The organism is Sphingobium indicum BiD32, assembly GCF_000382885.1.
GTDB classification, from domain to species: Bacteria; Pseudomonadota; Alphaproteobacteria; order Sphingomonadales; family Sphingomonadaceae; genus Sphingobium; species Sphingobium japonicum_C.
This window is the reverse complement of sequence record NZ_CAVK010000250.1, coordinates 27,014-46,129: the sequence shown is the minus strand read 5'-3', so window position 1 is coordinate 46,129 and position 19,116 is coordinate 27,014. Positions and strand designations below refer to the sequence as shown.

Annotated in this window: 15 protein-coding genes; 6 read left to right on the top strand and 9 right to left on the bottom strand. The window is 65.1% G+C overall.

Translation table 11 applies throughout. From position 1 onward, the window contains the following. The first annotated feature begins 11 nt into the window (after positions 1-11). Entirely contained in the window at positions 12-1,100 is a 1,089-nt protein-coding gene (locus tag EBBID32_RS22025; RefSeq protein ID WP_006967409.1) for a phytase, read from the top strand. A 46-nt stretch (positions 1,101-1,146) separates the two neighbouring features. On the opposite strand, the gene EBBID32_RS22020 is transcribed toward EBBID32_RS22025, so the two are convergent. Further along, positions 1,147-3,798 carry a M1 family metallopeptidase gene (locus tag EBBID32_RS22020; protein WP_006967407.1) on the bottom strand — a complete coding sequence of 884 codons (2,652 nt, stop codon included), beginning with the start codon at positions 3,796-3,798 and terminating at the stop codon, positions 1,147-1,149. Between the two features lie 292 nt (positions 3,799-4,090). Continuing rightward, entirely contained in the window at positions 4,091-4,552 is a 462-nt protein-coding gene (gene queF, locus EBBID32_RS22015; protein WP_006967405.1) for a preQ(1) synthase, read from the bottom strand. Between the two features lie 89 nt (positions 4,553-4,641). Here queF and EBBID32_RS22010 point away from each other — a divergent pair, with 89 nt between their 5' ends. The 5 genes from EBBID32_RS22010 (at position 4,642) to EBBID32_RS21990 (ending at position 9,842) form a co-directional block, all read left to right on the top strand. Continuing rightward, positions 4,642-5,865, top strand: coding sequence for a hypothetical protein (locus EBBID32_RS22010; protein ID WP_037492448.1), 1,224 nt, complete (start codon positions 4,642-4,644; stop codon positions 5,863-5,865). Positions 5,866-5,938: 73 nt separating this feature from the next. After that, positions 5,939-6,784, top strand: coding sequence for a sulfurtransferase (locus EBBID32_RS22005; RefSeq protein ID WP_006967396.1), 846 nt, complete (start codon positions 5,939-5,941; stop codon positions 6,782-6,784). Beyond that, positions 6,781-8,001, top strand: coding sequence for a cystathionine beta-lyase (gene metC, locus EBBID32_RS22000; protein WP_006967394.1), 1,221 nt, complete (start codon positions 6,781-6,783; stop codon positions 7,999-8,001). The genes EBBID32_RS22005 and metC overlap by 4 nt, the downstream gene beginning before the upstream one ends. Before the next feature lie 3 nt (positions 8,002-8,004). Then, complete coding sequence (locus EBBID32_RS21995; protein ID WP_006967391.1) at positions 8,005-9,285, top strand: mechanosensitive ion channel family protein; 1,281 nt, start codon at positions 8,005-8,007, stop codon at positions 9,283-9,285. A gap of 44 nt (positions 9,286-9,329) precedes the next feature. Then, the gene (locus EBBID32_RS21990) at positions 9,330-9,842 is read left to right on the top strand and encodes a sterol desaturase family protein (protein ID WP_006967390.1); all 513 of its coding nucleotides are present in this window, start codon (positions 9,330-9,332) and stop codon (positions 9,840-9,842) included. Between the two features lie 29 nt (positions 9,843-9,871). On the opposite strand, the gene rmuC is transcribed toward EBBID32_RS21990, so the two are convergent. The 7 genes from rmuC to EBBID32_RS21955 all read right to left on the bottom strand — a co-directional run bounded on the left by rmuC (position 9,872) and on the right by EBBID32_RS21955 (position 19,029). Further along, the gene (rmuC, locus tag EBBID32_RS21985; protein ID WP_006967388.1) at positions 9,872-11,326 is read right to left on the bottom strand and encodes a DNA recombination protein RmuC; all 1,455 of its coding nucleotides are present in this window, start codon (positions 11,324-11,326) and stop codon (positions 9,872-9,874) included. Positions 11,327-11,355: 29 nt separating this feature from the next. Next, the gene (locus EBBID32_RS21980) at positions 11,356-12,549 is read right to left on the bottom strand and encodes an aminotransferase (RefSeq protein WP_006967387.1); all 1,194 of its coding nucleotides are present in this window, start codon (positions 12,547-12,549) and stop codon (positions 11,356-11,358) included. 96 nt (positions 12,550-12,645) lie between these two features. Further along, complete coding sequence (gene guaA, locus EBBID32_RS21975) at positions 12,646-14,205, bottom strand: glutamine-hydrolyzing GMP synthase (protein ID WP_006967385.1); 1,560 nt, start codon at positions 14,203-14,205, stop codon at positions 12,646-12,648. 79 nt (positions 14,206-14,284) lie between these two features. After that, entirely contained in the window at positions 14,285-15,517 is a 1,233-nt protein-coding gene (locus tag EBBID32_RS21970; RefSeq protein ID WP_006967384.1) for a TCR/Tet family MFS transporter, read from the bottom strand. A 27-nt stretch (positions 15,518-15,544) separates the two neighbouring features. Beyond that, positions 15,545-16,198 (bottom strand): YoaK family protein, encoded by a 654-nt coding sequence (locus tag EBBID32_RS21965; RefSeq protein WP_006967382.1) that lies wholly within the window; start codon positions 16,196-16,198, stop codon positions 15,545-15,547. A gap of 10 nt (positions 16,199-16,208) precedes the next feature. Then, complete coding sequence (locus EBBID32_RS21960) at positions 16,209-16,796, bottom strand: hypothetical protein (RefSeq protein WP_006967381.1); 588 nt, start codon at positions 16,794-16,796, stop codon at positions 16,209-16,211. Positions 16,797-16,857: 61 nt separating this feature from the next. Continuing rightward, positions 16,858-19,029, bottom strand: coding sequence for a prolyl oligopeptidase family serine peptidase (locus EBBID32_RS21955; protein ID WP_006967379.1), 2,172 nt, complete (start codon positions 19,027-19,029; stop codon positions 16,858-16,860). Positions 19,030-19,116: the final 87 nt, after the last annotated feature.

Below are 19,116 nucleotides of genomic sequence, written 5' to 3'. Positions count from 1 at the left end.
GCTAGGAGGCAATGGTGACTATATCGCGAAACAAATATTACAGTTCCATGATTTGTTATTGCAGTTTTATTGCATTATCGGCCTGCACCACTGCCCAAACCGAAATCCCGGTCGCTGTCCGTATCGCCAATGCCACGCCCGCCGTCTCCGTCACGGCGCGCGGTGAAACCACGCCTGTCGGCACCACCAATGCCGATGCGGCGGACGATCCTGCGATCTGGAGCAACCCGGCTGACCCTGCCGCCAGCCTGATCGTTGGGACCGACAAGAAGGCGGGTCTTTATGTCTATGGCCTTGACGGCAAGGTGCGCGACTTCCTGGACGCGGGGCGGGTCAATAATGTCGACCTGAAGGATGGCGTCACCATCAATGGCCAGCGCGGCATTCTGGTCGCGGCCAGTGACCGCAATGCCGTCACCAGCGCCAAGATCGCGCTATTCCGGCTCGACCCCGCCACCGCCAAACTGACCGCGCTGGGCACGGTCGATGGCGGTGCGGGCGAAGCCTATGGCATTTGCATGGGGTCCGACGCGGCAGGCCTCTATGCCTTCATCGTGCTGAAGGATGGCACGATCAATCAGGTCGCGCTCGACACGTCCGGCGCGACACCCACCGGCCGCATCGTCCGCACCCTGAAACTCGGCACCCAGTCGGAAGGCTGCGCCGTCGATGATCGCACCGGGCGCTTGTATGTGGCGGAGGAAGATGTCGGCCTCTGGCGCTTCGACGCGCGCGCAACCGGCCCGACCACCCCGGTCCAGATCGCAGCCGCCGACGGCAAGAATCTGGTCATGGATGCCGAAGGCGTCGCCATCGCGCCGATGGGCGAGAAGGACGGCTATGTCCTCGTCTCCAGCCAGGGCGACAATGCCTATGTCGCCTACCGCCTGTCCGACGACGCCTATGTCGGCCGCTTCCGCGTGGTTGACGGCGCGATTGGCGGGTCGGAGGAAACCGACGGCATCGACCTGATGCTCGGCGATTTCGGCCCCAACTATCCCGGCGGACTGTTTGTGGCGCAGGACGGTCACAATGCGGCAGCAGCGCAGAATTTCAAGCTGGTGGCGTGGGGCGATATCGTAAAGGCAATGGGGCTTTAAGCAATCTTGTCTCCCCTCCCGCAAGCGGGAGGGGAGATATCAACCCTTACTTCTTCCCCGTAAACCAGGCCGCCAGCGGTGCCTTCAACCGGCTGCGCGTCTCGATCCGCGTCTTGATCGCGGCGATCGCGCGGTCCACCACCTTGCGCGATTCGGGGGTCAGATATTGGGTCGCATAGGCGTCCAGCTTGGTCGCCATCGCCGGATCGGCCGATCCGCCGCCCAGCCGCGCCAATGCCTGGCTCCGCGCCGACACGTCGATCAGCGCCTCATATTGCGCCCGATGCGCCAGCACATAATCGACCGCCAGCATCGGATGCTCGGCCCCGACCTGCGCGATGATCGCCGCGCTGGTCGTCTTGCCCGGCTCGTCGGTCAGCGCCAGATCGAGCGCTTGCTGACCCAGCTTCTCATCCTTCGCCGCGCCCAGCAGGGCGAACAGGCTGCTCTTTTCCAGATCGCTCTTCGCGCCCTTGGCCATTACCCGCAGCTTGTCCCAGGTCGCCTGATCCGCGTTCTTGGCAATGATCGCCAGCCAGACATTGCGCAGCGGCCCGTCGAGCGCGGCGGGATCGCTCGCCAGCGCGGCAAAACGCCGGTCGGCCTCCGCCACCACCGCCTTGTCGCCCATGTCGCCCAGCGTGGACACCAGTGCGGACCGCAGCACCGGCACCTGTGGCCCTTCCCCGCCCTTCGCGTCATAGCCGATCGCGCTCAGCGCCGGGGTCAGCTTGGCCGACGCATAGGCCGCAACCCGGCCCTGTGCCGCCTTGTCGCTTTCCAGCATGACATAGGCACTGTCCAGATAACCCGGCACCTCCGCCAGCACGGCGGGCGACGCCGTCACCGGCACCGCGTCGATCAGGTCCAGCGCCAGCCCGATCGGCTGATAGCCACCCAGACCCAACTGGAAATTATCCGCCAGCAGGCCGGTCTGGTCGATGCTGGCCAGCCTGGTGAAATCCTTGGCCAGCGCCTGCACATTGGCGGCGGGATAGAGTGAGCGATAATAGCCCGTCTGCCCGGCATTGACGACATAGGCACCGCAGCCCGGCAGCGTCATCTGCCCCTTGCCCTGCAAGATCAGCCGCTGCGGCGCGCCGCCTATCGTCTGCGCCATCACCGGCACATTCCATTTGAGCGGCGCCTTGCCCTTCGCATCGCGGCTATACTCGCCCTGCGACAGGCTCAACACGGTCTGACCACCCTGACATTGGGCGCTGTCTACCGTCACCAGCGGGATGCCCGGCTGGCTGGTAAAGTCGTGGGCGATCGACACCAGCCCCTTGGCCCCCGCGCCCTCGACCGCCTTCCACAGATCGTCGGTCACCGTGTTGCCATAGGCGTGCGCCTTCATATAGCTGCGGATGCCGTTCTTCCACACATCCTCACCCGCAAAGCCCTCCAGCATGGTGATGACGGCTTCACCCTTCTGATAGGTGATGGCATCGAACGCCTGATTGACCTGATCGACGGTGGTGATTTTCTGCACCACCGCGTGGGTGGTCGCCAGCGAATCGAGGCTCATCGCTGCCTCGCGCCCGTCAACGCGGGTCAGCAGCATTTCCCAGCCCGGTTGCAGCTTGTCGGTCACCTTGGTCGCCATCCAGCTGGCGAACCCTTCATTCAGCCACAGATCGTCCCACCAGGCCATCGTCACCAGATCGCCGAACCACTGATGCGCCATTTCATGCGCGACGGTTTCATAGATGCGCCGCTTGGTCGCTTCGGATGTGAAGCGTGGATCGACCAGCAAGGCGCGCTCGAAGGTGAAGATCGCGCCCCAATTCTCCATCGCGCTGAAAAACTGGCTCTGGCCCGGCCCCGCGACATTGTCGAGCTTGGGCAGCGGATAAGGGGTGCCGAAATAATCGTTGAACCAGGGGAGGATGCTGGCGGACGCATCAAACGCCAGCGCCGCCTTGCCGCTATTGCCCTTGCCGGTGATCACGCCCACTTCGGTCGCGCCCGACATTTTGGTCGCGCGCTCCAGTTCGCCCAGGCCGAAGAAGAGCAGATAGGAGGACATTTTCGGGGACGTGCCGAACGTCACCTGGGTCTTGCCGCCGCCCAGATCCTTGGTCGTCTTGACCGGCATATTGCCGACCGCCAGTTCGCCGGTCGGGATGATCGCGCTCAGGTCGAACGTCGCCTTATAGCTTGGCTCGTCCCAGCTCGGCACGAAGCGGCGGGCGTCGGGTGCCTCAAACTGGGTGAACAGCGCGCGCTTCGCCTGGCCTTCATTATTGGTGTAGTCGAGCGCGAACAGCCCGTTCGCCTGCGTGTTGATGACACCGGCATAGGCGATGGCGAGCTTATATTGGCCCGGAACCAGAGGCTTGCCGAAATCCAGCGTCACCGTCTGCGCATCGGCATCGACCTTCGCCATGCCCTTGATCGGCTTCCCCTTGGCCGGGGTCAACATGACGTCGCCGAAAGTCAAATCGGCGGCGTTGAGGACCAGCGCGGGCATCGCCGTGCTGACCATGACGTCGATCGTCACCTTGCCGGTGAATGTAAGGTTCGCCGCATCGGGCGTCACTTCAATCGCATAATGGCCCGGCGCCGCGCCGCGCGGCAATTGGGTGGTGATGCCCGCCGCCGGACCAGCCAAAGGGCCAGCTTGTGCCAGCACAGGGGTGGCAAGGGCGATGGGCGCGGCCGCGATCAGCAGCGGCAGGATTTTGGCAAGCGACATAGGGTTTCAGACTCCGACACGTCAGGCAGGCACCGCCCGATCGGACCGGCACCGTGATGAAACGTCAAATAGCCCGTTTCGCTGCATCGGTCACGCCATGATATGGTATTACAATGTCGCTGGTCGAACCCTGTTGACCGTTCGTCCAACAGGAAACACAAGTGATGCTTTATATCCTCGTCATCCTGACGAAAGTCAGGATCCATTCGCGCTAGCTTTGGCCCATTTGAACGACGCTTGCGCCAATGGATCCTGAAACAAGTTCAGGATGACGACGTGCAAGATGGCAACCTCACCCCCGCCCGCGATAGCCCGGCACATCCTGTGAGGGCAGCCACAAATCCTGCGGCGGTGCGCCCGATTGCCAGAACACATCGATGGGGATGCCCCCGCGCGGATACCAGTAGCCGCCGATGCGCAGCCACACCGGCTTCATCTCGGTAAACAGCCGTTCGCCGATCCCCACGGTGCAATCTTCGTGAAAGGCGGCATGGTTGCGGAACGACCCCAGAAACAGTTTCAGCGACTTGGATTCGACGATCGTGTCGCCGGGCGCATAGTCGATCACCAGATGAGCGAAATCGGGCTGGCCCGTCACCGGGCAGAGCGAAGTAAATTCCGGTACGGCAAAGCGCACCAGATAGGTGCGGCCGGGGCGGGGGTTGGGGACATAATCCAGCACCGCCTCTTCGGGGCGGGTGGGCAGGGCGCTGGTCTGGCCCAGATGGAGCGGGGTCATGGCAGGGTCGGTCATGCCGCTGCCCTACGCGATTGCACGGCTGGTGTCATCGGCTTCTCATTGTTCACTTGCCGTTCAGCCCGTCTTGTGCCTTGGCTCAGCCCATGGGGTATCATCGTTCGTTTCTTTTCGCCGCGTCGTTGCTGCTGACGCTGCCAGCCCACGCCCAGCAGGCGGAGGAGGCCGCGCCGGTCTTTACCCTGCCCCCTTCCAGCCCGCCGCAGCCCGCCAATCCCCGCCAGCAAGGCCCGGAACTTGACGTGTTCCGCGCGCCCGCGACGACTACAGCACCACCGCCGGTCGTCGCGCCGACAATCACGCCGACCCCGACGCCCGCGCCCGTCCAGCCTGCACGACAAGCACCGGCCCAGCGCGCTGCTCCCACGCCTGCACCTGCGCCACGCGCCACCCCGGCACAGCCTGCCCCACGCCCGGCGGCACAAGCGGAACGCGCAGCACCCGATAACCAAAGCAGCCTGGTCACGGCCCCTGCGCAAGTGCCACGGCCCGTACCGGAACCTGCGCCCACCCCTGCCGCTCCCGCGCCAGAGGAAGCGCCGCTTTCGCCCGCCACCGCCCCCACCGGCGCCACGCCCTGGCCCTTGATCATCGGCGGTGCGCTCGCGCTGCTGGCGCTCGCCGCAGCGCGCCTGCTGCGCCGGCGTCGCCAGCCAGCGCAGGACGAAGCCGATGTAGAGATCGCGCCGCCCGCACCGGTCGCCGTTCCAATCCCGCCCGAACCTGCTCCCGCCCCAAATACCGCGCCGCCCGAACCCGCGCCCGTCACCGCCATCCCCGACGCGCCTGACCGCCCGTGGCTCGACATGGCGCTGGACATCACTCAGGCGCGCTATTCGCTGATGGGCATGACCATCGGCTACACATTGCTGCTCCACAATCGCGGCGACACCCCGGCGCAGGACGTGCTGGTGCGCGGCATCATAGGCAATGCCGGGGCAGAGCAGCAGACGCTGCTCCAGTCCTTCTTCGCCCGGCAGAGCGGCCTGCCACTCCATGCCGCCGTGTCGATCATGCCCGGCGAAACAAGGCGGCTGACCGGCGAACTGCGGCTGATGCCCGACCAGATCGTGCCGGTGACCATGGGCCAGCGCAGCCTGCTGATCCCGCTTGCCGCCTTTGACGCCAGCTATCGCTGGGGACCGGAGGAGGCTGAGCCACGAGATCATGGCCGCACCGCCCGCGCATTCATATTGGGGCAGGAACAGGAACCACCCGCCGACCGGCTCGCCCCCTTCCGCCTTGACCAGGGGCCGCGCCAATATCGCCGCGCCGCCACCCGCACCGCGGGCGAACTGGTTCCATCCTGATCCCCCTTTCCAGCCTTGGCTGTGCGTCCTACTAACAGGCTGTAGCGCAGGAAATCAGGCCAAAGGGCATTGCATGGATATTCTCGTTTCAACCGACTGGCTGGCCGCAGAACTGGGCAAGCCGGACCTGTGCATCCTGGACGCCAGCCTGTTCCTGCCCGGCACCCCGCGCGACCCGCGCGCCGAATTTGACGCCGCCCATATCCCCGGCGCGACCTTCATGGACCTGCCCAGCCTCAACGATCCCGACGATCCGACGCCGGGGATGCTGCCGCCAGACGCGCTGATGACCCAGCGCGCGCAGGCGCTGGGCATCAACGCCGACAGCCGCATCATCGTCTATGACAACAGCCCCACCCACAGCGCCGCGCGCGGCTGGTGGATGATGCGGCTCTACGGTCTGGGCGCGTCCGCCGCGATCCTGGACGGCGGGTTGCCCAAATGGGTGGCGGAGGGCCGTGCTACCGAAACCGCTCCAGTCACGCCTACGCCCGGCAACGCCATCGCCCGCCGCGCGCCCGGACAGGTCCGCAGCAAAGCCGACCTGATCGCCAATCTCGCGACCCACGAAGCCCAGGCGCTGGACGCCCGTGGTGCAGGGCGCTTTACCGGGGAGGAAGCCGAACCCCGACCCGGCATGGCATCGGGCCATATCCCCGGATCGCGCAACCTGCCCTCCTCCGCCCTGTTCAACCCGGACAACAGTATGAAAACCGGCGACGCCCTGCGCCAGCTGGTCACGGATGCCGGGATCGACCTCGGCCGCCCGGTCATCACCACCTGCGGCAGCGGCGTCACCGCCGCCATCCTGCTGGCGGGCCTCGAACTGCTGGGGCAGCGCGACGTCACCCTCTATGACGGCAGCTGGTCGGAATGGGGCTTTGATCCCGCCACGCCCAAGGCGACCGGCCCGGCATGAGCGATAGCGATGACCGCAAGCCGCTGACCAAATTGGCGCAGGCGGGGCGCAAGCCCGAATGGACCGGTATGCCCGGCCAGCCCGGCGCGATCGTCAGCCCGCCGGTCTGGCGCGCATCGACCATCCTCTATGATGACGTCGCCCATCTGCGCCGCGCGGCGGGCAGCAGCACGCATGAACGGCTCTTCTACGGGCGCAAGGGGACGCCGACTGCCTGGAGCCTGGCCGACGCGCTCACCGAAATGGAGCCGGGCGCGGCGGGCACGATGCTGTTCCCGTCGGGCGTCGCGGCCATTGCCTGCGCGTTGATGGCGGTACTGAAACCGGGCGACAAATTGTTGATGGTCGACAGCGCCTATGACCCGACCCGCAATTTCTGCACGCAAATGCTGGATAATTACGGTATCGAAACGATATTTTACGATTCCTGTGACATTGTCCAGCTCAGTGTCGGCTTAGCCGATGAGAAGGTCCGCGCCCTCTTCCTGGAAAGCCCCGGCAGCCTGACCTTCGAGGTGCAGGACATCCCCGCCATCACCGCGCTGGCCCGCCAGCATGGCGTCGTCACCCTGGCTGACAATACATGGGCGACCCCGCTCTTTTTCCCGGCCCTGTCCCACGGCGTCGATATCGCCATCCTGGCCTGTACCAAATATATTGTCGGCCATAGCGACGTCATGATGGGCAGCGTCACCGCCAATGACCATTGGTTCGCCAAGATACGCCAGACCGCCTATCTGCTGGGCCAGATGGTCAGCCCCGACGACGCCTGGCTCGCCTCGCGCGGCCTGCGCACTCTGGGCGTGCGCCTGAAGCAGCATCAGGACAGCGCCCTTGCCATCGCCCATTGGCTGAAGGACCAGCCAGAGGTCGCCCGCGTCCTCCACCCCGCTTTGCCCGACTGCCCCGGCCACGCAATCTGGCAACGCGATTTCAGCGGAGCGACCGGCCTGTTCAGCTTCGTTCTCAGCGGTGGAGACGACGCCGCCCGCGCCGCGCTGATCGACGGGCTTGCCCATTTCGGCATCGGCTATAGCTGGGGCGGCTTTGAAAGCCTCGCCCTCCCCATCGACCCCGCCCGCTACCGCAGCGCGACGAAGTGGGAGGCGCAAGGCCCGGCCGTCCGCCTTCATATCGGGCTGGAAGATCCCGCCGACCTGATCACCGATCTCGACGCGGGCCTCGCCCGCTTCCGCGCCGTCCGCGACGGGGGCTAGGGGATGATGCCCGGCATCGACTGGCTTCTGGCCCATGTGCCCGACGACAGCGGCATCATCCATCCGCTGATCGCGCTGGCATTTGCCCTGCTGCTCCATCTCGCTGCGGCCGGTTTCGCCCGCTTCATCGCCCCCCGCCTGCATCCGCGTACCCATGTCATGGGTCCAGCCTTCACCCAGCGGCTGCGGGCGATGCTGCGCTATGCGCTGTCGGCGCTGCTGATCGGCATCGCCGCCGCCTTCTGGCCCCACGCCTCGGTCGGCCACCTGATCCTGGGCATCGGCCTTGGCCTCTCGGTCGCCCTGCTTGCCGCCTATGCGCTGCGCACCCTCGCCATCCCGCGCTGGGCAGCGTTGCCGCTCGCCCTGCTGCTGTTCCTCAGCATCGTGTCGGGCACCAGCGGCGGCCTGGCCCCGGTCGGCGCGATGCTCGATACGGTCGGCATCAGCCTGGGCAAACGGCGCGTCACCCTGCTCGGTCTACTGTCGATCGCGGCCACCTGCGTCGCCCTCTTCGCCCTCGTCCGCCTCGCCAACCGGCTGATCGGCCGGTCGATCGACCATACCGACGGCTTCGATCCGACCCAGAAGCTGCTGGCGCAAAAACTCGCCGCCATCGCCGTGATCGTCGCCGCCTTCTTCATCGGCGTCGATCTGCTCGGCATCGACCTCACCGCCTTTGCCGTCTTTTCCGGCGCGCTGGGTCTGGCCGTCGGCTTTGGCCTGCAAAAGACCTTCGGTAACCTCATCGCCGGGATCATCCTGCTGATGGACCGGTCGATCAAGCCGGGCGACGTCATCGTCGTGGGCGACAGTTTCGGCTGGGTGAACAAGATCGGCGTCCGCGCCGTCAGCGTCATCACCCGCGACGGCAAGGAGCATCTGATCCCCAACGAGAATCTGATGACGCAGGAGGTGGAGAACTGGTCCTATTCCGACCGCAATGTCCGCGTCCGCATCCCGGTGGGGGTGGGCTATGATTGCGACCTGACGCTGGCGCAAAGCCTGATGCGGCAGGCCGCGCTGGATTGCCAGCGGGTGCTGCGCGAGCCCGAACCCAATGTCTGGCTGATCGGCTTTGGCGACAGCCGTGTCGATCATGAGATATTGGTGTGGATCAGCGACCCGGAGGGCGGCGTCAGCAATGTGAAGTCGGACGTCCTCAACCGGCTTTGGCACCTGTTCAGGGATAATGGCATCATCATCCCCTATCCCCAGCGGGTGATCCATGCCGCGCCAGCGCCCGTGTCGCCCCCCCGTCCCGACCTTTCGGCCACCCCGTAGCTTTACGGGTCGCGCCGTCGCCCTTGCCCGCCTATATGGATGCCATGTCGATCCTGCTGCCAGCCCTCGTCTTTCTCGCGACCGTCGCCGCGATGGAGGGCTTTGCCTATGTCATGCACCGCTGGGTCATGCACGGGCCGGGCTGGTTCCTGCACGCCAGCCACCATCGCCCGCGCAAGGGCAACTGGGAGGCTAATGACCTCTATTTCGTGATCTTCGCCCTGCCCTCGATCATCCTGTTGCTGGGTGGGGTGCAATGGGGCTGGGGCAGTCTGGCCACCGCCTGCGGCGCGGGGATCGCGGCCTATGGCGCGATTTACCTGGGCTTCCACGACATCATCGTCCACCAGCGGGTGAAGAACCGCTACGTCGCCCGCTCCCCCTATATGAAGCGCATCGTCCAGGCGCACCGGCTGCACCATGTCGTGGAGACCAAGGAGGGCACGGTCAGCTTCGGCTTCCTCGTCGCCCCGCGCCCGGAGGATCTAAAACGCGAACTCGCCCGCCGCAACCGGGCGGGGGTACGGGCGGCCGGCGGGGCGTCGGCGAATCGCTGAACGAACGGAGGCGTGATTATCCGATAACGCTATTCCACCGCATCCGGCAGCGCTCGCAGCGCCTCCGCCGAAGCCGGATCGCGCACCAGTGCATCCACCGGTGCCAACTCCTCCAGCTCCTTGCCACCCGTCTCGATATTGAGGTCGCGCAGCTTGCGCCCGGTCACCAGCACCCGGCTCTCGAAGCTGCCGACAAAGGCGTTATAATCGCCCACCGCGCCGTGCAGCCGGTTGCCCAGCTTCTTGAGCGAGCCCGCCGCCGCCGCCAGCCGCTCATATAATTCCTTGCCCAGTTGCCCGATCTGCCGCGACTGATCCTGCAACTTGGCCTGCCGCCAATGCCCCGCCAGCGTCCGCGCCAACGGCAGGAAGGTCGCAGGGCCGCAGATGATGACCCGGTTCTTGGCCGCCCGTTCCCACAGGTCCATGTCCGCCTCCAGCGCGGCGGTGACGAAATTATCGCCCGGCACATACATGATGACGAAATCGGGCGCCTTGTCGAACTGTTCCCAATAGGCCTTGCGCCCCAGCGCGTCGGCATGGGTCCGCATCGCGCGGGCATGATCGGCCATATGCGCGTCGCGGATTGCCGGATCGACCTGATCGACGGCATTGAGATAGGCGACCAGCGAGCATTTGACGTCGACCACCATCTGCTGGTCGCCGGGCAGGCGGATGATGAAGTCGGGCCGCAACCGGCCATCCTCGACCGTCACCGACACTTCCTCGCTGAAATCGACGAAGGGCGACAGGCCCGCCGTCTCGATCAGATTCTTGAACTGCTGTTCGCCCCAGCGCCCCCGCGTCTTGGGCGCGGCGCGCAGCGCGTTGACCAGCTTGGCGGTCTCGTCGCGCACCTGCCCCTGACCCAGCTGGACCTGACTTACCGCCTCACGCAGCTCGGCATAGCTGCCGACGCGGTCCTTCTCGACCCGCTGCAACCCTTCCTCATAGCGTTTGAGCGTCGTTTCGACCGGCGAGAGCAAGGTCTTGAGCTGCGCCTCGCTCTTCTCGTTCGCCTGGGCGAAGCGCTGGTCGGCGCGATCGAGAAAGGTCTTTTGCGCTTCCCCCAACAGCTTGCCGCCAATCTCGCTGAACTGGGCGGACAATTGCTCCTTGGCGTCGCGCAACGCCACAATCTGCGCCTCGAACGCTTCTGCCCGCGCCTGCGTATCGGACTGGAGCGCCGCCAGTTCGCGCAACGCCGCCTCCCGCTCCCCCTGCACCGCGTCGAGCCGCTGGGTCAGCGCCGCCTGCGCCGTTTCCAGCCGTAGCGCCGTCGCTGCAGCCTGCGCGACCCGCTCCTTCTCCACCGCCAGTTCGCTGATCGCGCTATTGCGCTGGCTGGTGGTCAGGTCCAGCCGTCCCACAAGCTCCGCCTTCTCCGCCAGCAATGGCCCAAGCGCCTTGCCGCGCAGCAGCCAGCCGACGCCAAGTCCGACCAGCAATGCGACAATAATCAACAGGATCGGCAGAATTTCCATGAACAGCCCTTCCGGAACGAAAAGGGAACTTAGCGGGCTTCGCCATCCGCCGCAACTGCCCGTCGCCGAAACTCGGCCAGCCGCGCCACCGCCTCATCCAGCACATCATCCGCCTTGGAAAAGCATAGCCGGACCAGATGGGTGACAGGGTCATCGGGATAGAAAGCGGAAATCGGGATCGCCGCGACCCCGGCCTCATGAACGATCCGCTCACAAAATTCGGCATCGTCCATGGCGATGCCGCTGGCCGGCAGATCGACGCAGACGAACCATGTCGCCTGGCTGGGCAGCAGGAGGAATCCCGCCTTGGTCAATCCCGCGACCAGCCGGTCGCGCGACGCCTGATAATCCGCGCGCATCGCGTCGAACCATTCGACCGGCTTGGCCAGCCCCTTGGCCACCGCCCATTGCAGGTTGGGCGGGGTGGTGAAGGTCAGGAATTGATGCGCCCGCGCCAGCAGCGTCGCGACCGGCGGAGCGGCACACATCCAGCCGACCTTCCAGCCGGTGAGCGAGAAAATCTTGCCCGCCGACCCGATCTTCACCGTCCGTTCGCGCATCCCCGGTTGCGCCATCAGCGGGTGATGCCGCACGCCATCATAGGTCAGATGCTCCCACACTTCGTCACAAATGGCGATCAGGTCGCGTTCGACGCAGAAGCGCGCGAGCAGCGCCAATTCCTCCTCGCGCAGGACGATGCCGGTGGGATTGACCGGGTTGTTCATCAGCAGAAATCGCGTGCGCGGCGAGGCAGCGGCCTCGAGCGCGGCTTGCGTGATCCGCCATTCGGGCGGGGTCAGACGCACGACCTTGGCCACGCCACCCGCCCGCTCGATCAGCGGCAGATAGGCATCGTAAAGCGGGGCCAGCAGCAGAACCTCGTGGCCCGGCTGCACCAGCGCCAGCAAGGTCGCGGCAATCGCCTCGGTCGCGCCAGATGTGACGATCACCTCCTGCGGGGTCAGGTCCAGCCCCTGATGCAGCGCATAATGGCTTGCTACCGCCGCCCGCAATTCCGGCAGGCCTGCCATCGGCGGATATTGATTGGAGCGGGTCAGCAGCGCCTGGGCCGCCATGTTCAAAATGTCGGGCGGCCCCGGCGCATCGGGGAAGCCCTGTCCCAGATTGATCGACCCGGTCTCGCGCGCGAGCGCGGACATATGCTCGAAAATGGTGGTCGGCATGTCCCGATAGACGGGGTGGCCGAAGGCTGGATCAAGCATGGCCAACTCCATCACAGGATGGTCGAGTGCCGCGGCAGCCGCTTGCGCGGCTGAGTAAATCGGATGGCCGTCCCCCGGACGGCCATTTTATCCGATTTACTCCCACTCAATGGTTCCCGGCGGCTTGGACGTATAGTCATAGACCACGCGGTTAATGCCCTTGACCTCATTGATGATGCGCGTGGACACCCGGCTCAAGAACGCCGCGTCGAACGGGTAGATGTCCGCCGTCATGCCGTCGGTCGAGGTAACCGCGCGCAGCGCGCACACGCTGTCATAGGTGCGCATGTCGCCCATCACGCCAACCGTGCGGACGGGCAGCAGCACCGCAAAAGCCTGCCAGATCGCGTCGTAGAGGCCCGCATTGCGGATTTCCTCCAGATAGACCGCGTCCGCCTTGCGCAAAATGTCGCAGCGTTCCTTGGTGACTTCACCTGGAATACGGATGGCGAGGCCGGGTCCGGGGAAGGGATGACGGCCGACGAAAATCTCCGGCAGGCCCAGTTCCCGACCCAGCACGCGCACTTCGTCCTTGAACAGTTCGCGCAACGGCTCGACCAGCTTCATGTTCATGCGTTCGGGCAGGCCGCCGACATTATGGTGCGACTTGATCGTCACGCTGGGTCCGCCGGTGAAGCTGACGCTTTCGATCACGTCGGGATAGAGCGTCCCCTGCGCCAGGAAGTCCGCACCACCGATCTTCGCAGCTTCTTCCTCGAACACCGCGATAAATTCGCCGCCGATGAATTTGCGCTTCTTTTCGGGGTCAGTGAGGCCCGCGAGGCCACCCAGGAAGCGATCCTCGGCATTCACATGGACCAGTTTGATGCCATAATGTTCACGGAACAGGGTGACGACCTGCTCGGCCTCGCCCAGCCGCATCAGGCCATGGTCGACGAACACGCAGGTCAACTGGTCGCCGATCGCTTCATGGATCAGTACGGCCGCGACCGCGCTGTCGACCCCGCCAGATAGACCGCAAATCACTCGACCCTGGCCCACCTGCGCGCGAATGTCGGCAATCTTGGTCGCGCGGAACTCCGCCATGGTCCAGTCGCCCGCCAAGCCGCAGACATGGCGGACAAAATTGGCGAGCAGCTTGCCGCCATCGGGGGTGTGGACGACTTCTGGGTGGAACTGGGTGGCGTAGAAGCGTTTTGCTTCGTTGGCGGTGACGGCAAAGGGCGCGCCCTCACTCGTCGCGACGACCTCGAACCCGTCGGCCAGCTGCGTCACCTTGTCGCCATGGCTCATCCACACCTGATGCTTTTCGCCCGGCGCCCACAATCCGTCGAATAGCGCGCAGGGCTTTTGCACCTCGATGAAGGCACGGCCGAACTCGCCGCTCTCGCCGCCTTCGACATTGCCACCCAGCTGCTGCATCATCGTCTGCTGGCCATAGCAGATGCCCAGCACCGGCACCCCCGCGTCGAAAATCGCCTGCGGTGCGCGGGGCGAATCGTCCCACATGACCGAGGATGGCCCGCCCGACAGGATCACGCCCTTGGGCTGCATCCGGGCGAAGGCTTCAGCAGCGCTGTTGAAGGGCGCGATCTCGGAATAGACGCCCGCTTCGCGCACGCGCCGGGCGATGAGCTGGGTCACCTGGCTGCCGAAGTCCACGATAAGGATGGAATCCTGAAGGGGCAGCGTCATCGAATCGCCTTTATGTGACCGAGGGAAGGGATTCGCGTCCGGTTAGTCGCCCCTTGCCCGTATGTCCAGTTTTCGCGACCTATGCCGTGTCGGCCTCCAGTCCGCGCCCGGCCGCCCAGCCCAAAATCGCCGCGCCAGCCAGCACGCCCGCCGCCATCAGGAAAGCGCTGCCGATGAAGGGCAATGTCGGATTGCCGCCGACCGACAGCGCATAGACGCCACCGAAAAAGAGTGGCGACACAATCCCTGCAATGCTGCCAACGCTGTTGTTGGCACCCTGCAACTGGCCCTGTTCGGATTCGGACACGCGCCGCGTCATCAGCGACTGGATCGTCGGCATCGCCAGCCCCCATAAGGCATTGGGCAGCATGGCCGCGACGAATAACCAGCCGGTCGGTGCCAGGCCCATGCAGGCGATGCCGACTGCGCCAAAGGCCAGACCCGTCACCATCGTGGTCCGATCGCCCAACCGCTTCACCACCGGCCCGACCAGCAGACCCTGCACCATCATGTCAAGCAGTCCGACCATGGCGAGCAGGCTGCCGACCTGCCAAGCCCCCCAGCCATAACGATCCCCGGCGTAGAGGACGAACACGGCGGAGAAGAGGTGATGGGCGAAATAGAGCAGGAAATTGACGATCGCCAGGCTCGACAGTTCCGGGTGGGACCGCAGCAGCGTCAGCGCGCCGAACGGATTGGCCCGCGCCCATGAAAAGGCCATCCGCTTTTTGCGCGGCAAGGATTCGGGCAGGACGATCAGGCCATAGAGAAAGGCCAGCCCCGACAGGCTCGCCGCTGCCCAGAAGGGAGCGCGCAACGAAATCTCGCCCAATATGCCGCCCAGCAACGGCCCGGCGACGAAGCCGCCGCTGAACGCGGCACCAATCAGGCCATAGCCGCGCGCGCGCTCTTCGGGCCGGGTGATGTCGGCCATATAGGCAAAGACCGAGGTGAAACTGGATGACGTAACCCCCGCCAATATCCGCCCCAGCGCCAGCCACCATAAATTGGGTGCCACCGCCATCAGCACATAGTCGAGCGCGAGGCCGCAGACCGACACGAGGATAACGGGCCGCCGCCCGAAACGGTCGGACAAGGACCCGATGATCGGCGAGCAGATGAACTGCATCCCCGCCCACAGCGCCACGAATACGCCGTTCCACAGGCCCGCCGCGCTGCTGGAGCCGGACAGCGATTGGATGAGTTGCGGCAGCACCGGGATGATGATCCCCATCGACATGACGTCGAGCAGTGCCGTCACCAGGATGAAGGCAATGGCCGCGTTGCGGCGGGGCAGGATGGTGGCGGGCATAGGCAACCGCCTAGAGCGCAAGCATGATCATGCCAAGCGATCAGGGCGCGGCAGCGGCCCCAGCCAGGCGCTCCACAGCAACAGCAACACGCACCAGCCGCACGCGACCCACAAGGCGCCAAGGTCCATCCGTCCAAACAGCAGAGCGCCCGCCACTGCGCCCGCAACCAGACCCAGCCAGAGCAGCAAATGAGGCACCCAGCCAAGAAGCGGTCCGCCGGTCACTGTGCTGGCCAGTGCCTGCCCCAACTTCACCAGCGCACCGGTCATATAGGTGACGCCTATGCTCACTTCGCCATCGCGCTGGAATACATTGTTCACCGCGCCCATCGCCGCCGCCATCAGCAAGGTGAGGCCATCCCCGGCCGATCCGGCCAGCGCTGCGGCCATGGTCAACAGCGCCAGCACCAGTCCCAGCACCGCCTGTTTGCGCCACCGCCCGGCCGCCCGCGCCAGCAATGCACCGGCAAATACCCCGCCGACAAATGCCCCGATCAGCCCAATTGCGGCCCATGCCAGCGCGGGCTGGGTCGCGATGCCGACCGCCATCCGGGTCGAATTGCCGCTCATGAAGGACACGAACAGCCCGCCCAGCTTGAGTAGCCCCAAAGCATCGACCATCCCTGCCAGCGCCGCCAGGCCAAAAGCCAGGACATGGCGCGACGGTGGGTGACGGCGCATCGCTGCGGCCTCAGCGCATTACGACATCACGGCTCAGATAGACCTGGGCGACACGGCCGTCCTTGATCGTGCAGGTGAAGCGGCGGGTCGTGCCGGTTGCGGCGCGATAACTGGCGCGGGATTCGACCTCACCGTCAATATTATAGCCGTCCTGTGCGGCACGCGGTTCGTCCATGCGCCGTACCTCGGCATAGCCGCCATTCTGACCCTGCGCCTCATCGCGCGCGGCGACCGCGCAGGCGTCGGTCATCTGGTCCTGATCGCCATGTGTCGCGGCAACATCGGAAAAATCATCGTCGCTTCTGACATCGGCACCATAATCGGTCCCGCTAGCGGGCGGGGGTGCGGTTCCGTCACTATTGCGCGCGGCCTTCTTGTCCTTCGACATGGAGGAAGCGACGATCGCCACCGCGCCGATCAGCGCGACTACACCCACGGCATCGCCAAAGCCGAAGCCATTGCCGCGATCACGATGATGATGGCCCCAGCCACGATCATGGCCGCGATCATAGCGCGGGCGCGCCTGCGCCGGGGTGATACTGCTAACCAGCAGTGCAAGCCCAACCAGCGATCCTGTCATCCAGCGCGACTTGCCCATGCCTGTTCCTCCTGCGGTCAAACGGTCTCTATCCACGTCCGGCTGTCGCACGGCTGAACGACTATTGCGGATCCGCCTTGATCTGCAAACCCGTGAAGGACGCCAGAAAGGCATAGCTGTCGGCATATTCGTCGATCAGCTTGTCGATCGGCTTGCCGGCGCCATGGCCCGCGCGCGTTTCGACGCGCAGCAGCCGGGGTCGGCTCCCCACATTCGCGGCCTGCAGGGCGGCGGCATATTTGAAGCTGTGGGCAGGAACGACCCGGTCGTCGGTGTCGGCGGTGGTGACGAGGATCGCGGGATAATCCTTGCCGGACAGGATGTTGTGATAGGGCGAATAGCCGTACAACAGCGGAAAATCCTCGGCCCGGCCCGGCGATCCATAATCGTCGACCCAATAGCGTCCGGCGGTGAAACGATCAAAGCGCAGCATGTCCATGACCCCGACGGCAGGCAGGGCGGCGGCGAACAGGTCGGGCCGCTGGTTGACCACGGCACCGACGAGCAGGCCGCCATTGGAGCGGCCCTCGATCGCCAGACCATCGGGGGTGCTATAGCCATTGGCCTTGAGATATTCGGCCGCCGCGATGAAATCGTCGAACACATTCTGCTTGTTGGGGCCACGTCCGGCGTCATGCCACGCCTTGCCGAACTCGCCGCCGCCGCGCAGATTGGCGATGGCATAGACCCCGCCCTGTTCCAGCCAGGCCAGCCGCGTCGCCGAATAGCCCGGCGTCAGGCTGATGTTGAAGCCGCCATAGCCGTAAAGGATCGTCGGTGCCGCGATCGCCCGGTCAGCCAGCGCTTTCTTGCGGATGACCGTCATCGGCACGCGGGTGCCATCCCTGGACAGATAGCTGATCTGCTCCACCCCGTATTCGTCGGGATTGAAAGGCAGTTCGGGCTGCGCGAACAATTGGCTTTGCAGGGTCGAGGTATCAAAGCGGTAGATGCTGGACGGGGTGGTAAAGCCCGAAAAGCTGAAAAATGTCTCCGGATCGCCATCGCGCCCGCCAAAGCCCGCTGCCGTCCCCATGCCGGGCAAGGGCACGTCGCCAACTTTGCGCCCATCCAGCTCGACCAGTTCGGCGATGGTTTCAGCCTGGTTCATATAGGCCAGGATCAGGCGGTTGCCGACCAGCGAACCGCCCGCCAGCGTCTCTGGACGCTCTGCTACCACCGGTTGCGGCTTGCGCCTGGGATTTGCTGCGTCCAGCGTCACCACGCGCGACCCTGGGGCATGATCGTCGGTGATGAAATAAAGAGTCGCCCCCCGACTGCCGATCAGCCGCCAGTCCTGCGTCGGTCCCTTGACCAGACGGCGGGGCGTGACTGGCCCACCGTCGAGCGGAGCGACGTGAATTTCGCGGCGCGAGTCGATCCCCTGGAAGGAGTTGATGATGAGCCAGCGCCCGTCATTGGTAACCTGCGCGGTATGGCTCAGTTTCGGGCGATCTGGCGTGGCATAGATGAGCTGGTCCTGCGCCTGCGCTGTGCCGACGCGATGATAGAAAAGCTGCTGGTCCTCATTGGCCGACCGAAATGCCATATCCCCCTGCGGCGCGGGATAGCGGGAATAGAAGAAGCCCTCCCCACGCCCATCCCAGGCCATGGTCGAGAATTTGACCCAATCGATCCGGTCATCGAGCACCCGGCCGGTATCCACGTCCAGCAGCCGAAGCGTGCGCCAGTCGCTGCCGGCCTCCTGCACCGCAAAGGCAAGATAGCGGCCGTTTGGGGACGGGGTCCACTCGGCCAGCGCGCTCGCGCCGTCCTTCGCCCATTCATTGGGGTCGATCAGCAACCGCTGCGGGCCGTCCAGCCCTTCGCGCATATAAAGTGGGGTCTGGTTCTGCAACCCCTTGTTATAGCCGTAAAAATAGCGCCCGCCCGCCTTGCGCGGCACGGTATAACGGCCATGCGAGAGCAATGCCTGCATCCGCGCCTTGAGCGCCGTGCGGCCCGGCAGTCCGTCGATATAGCGGCGGGTCAGCGCATTTTCCTGAGCGACCCAGTCCTGTACAGCAGGATCCGCGCGCAGGTCATTTTCCAGCCAGCGATAGGGATCGGCGACCTTCACGCCGAAATGATCCTCAATCAGGTCGAGACGCCTGGCCGCCGGATAGCGCAAGCCCTGCCCGGCCGCGTCGATGGCAGCCACCTCCGGCCCCGCAACGACCGGGCTGGCCGCCAACAACAGCGGCAGCAGGAACAGGCGAGCCGTAACGCGCATCCTCTTTCATTCTCTTTTATCAAACAGAACAGGCCGTGGCTCCTAAAGAGCCACGGCCTGTCGGTAAAGCATCCAGTCCTCGCGGGG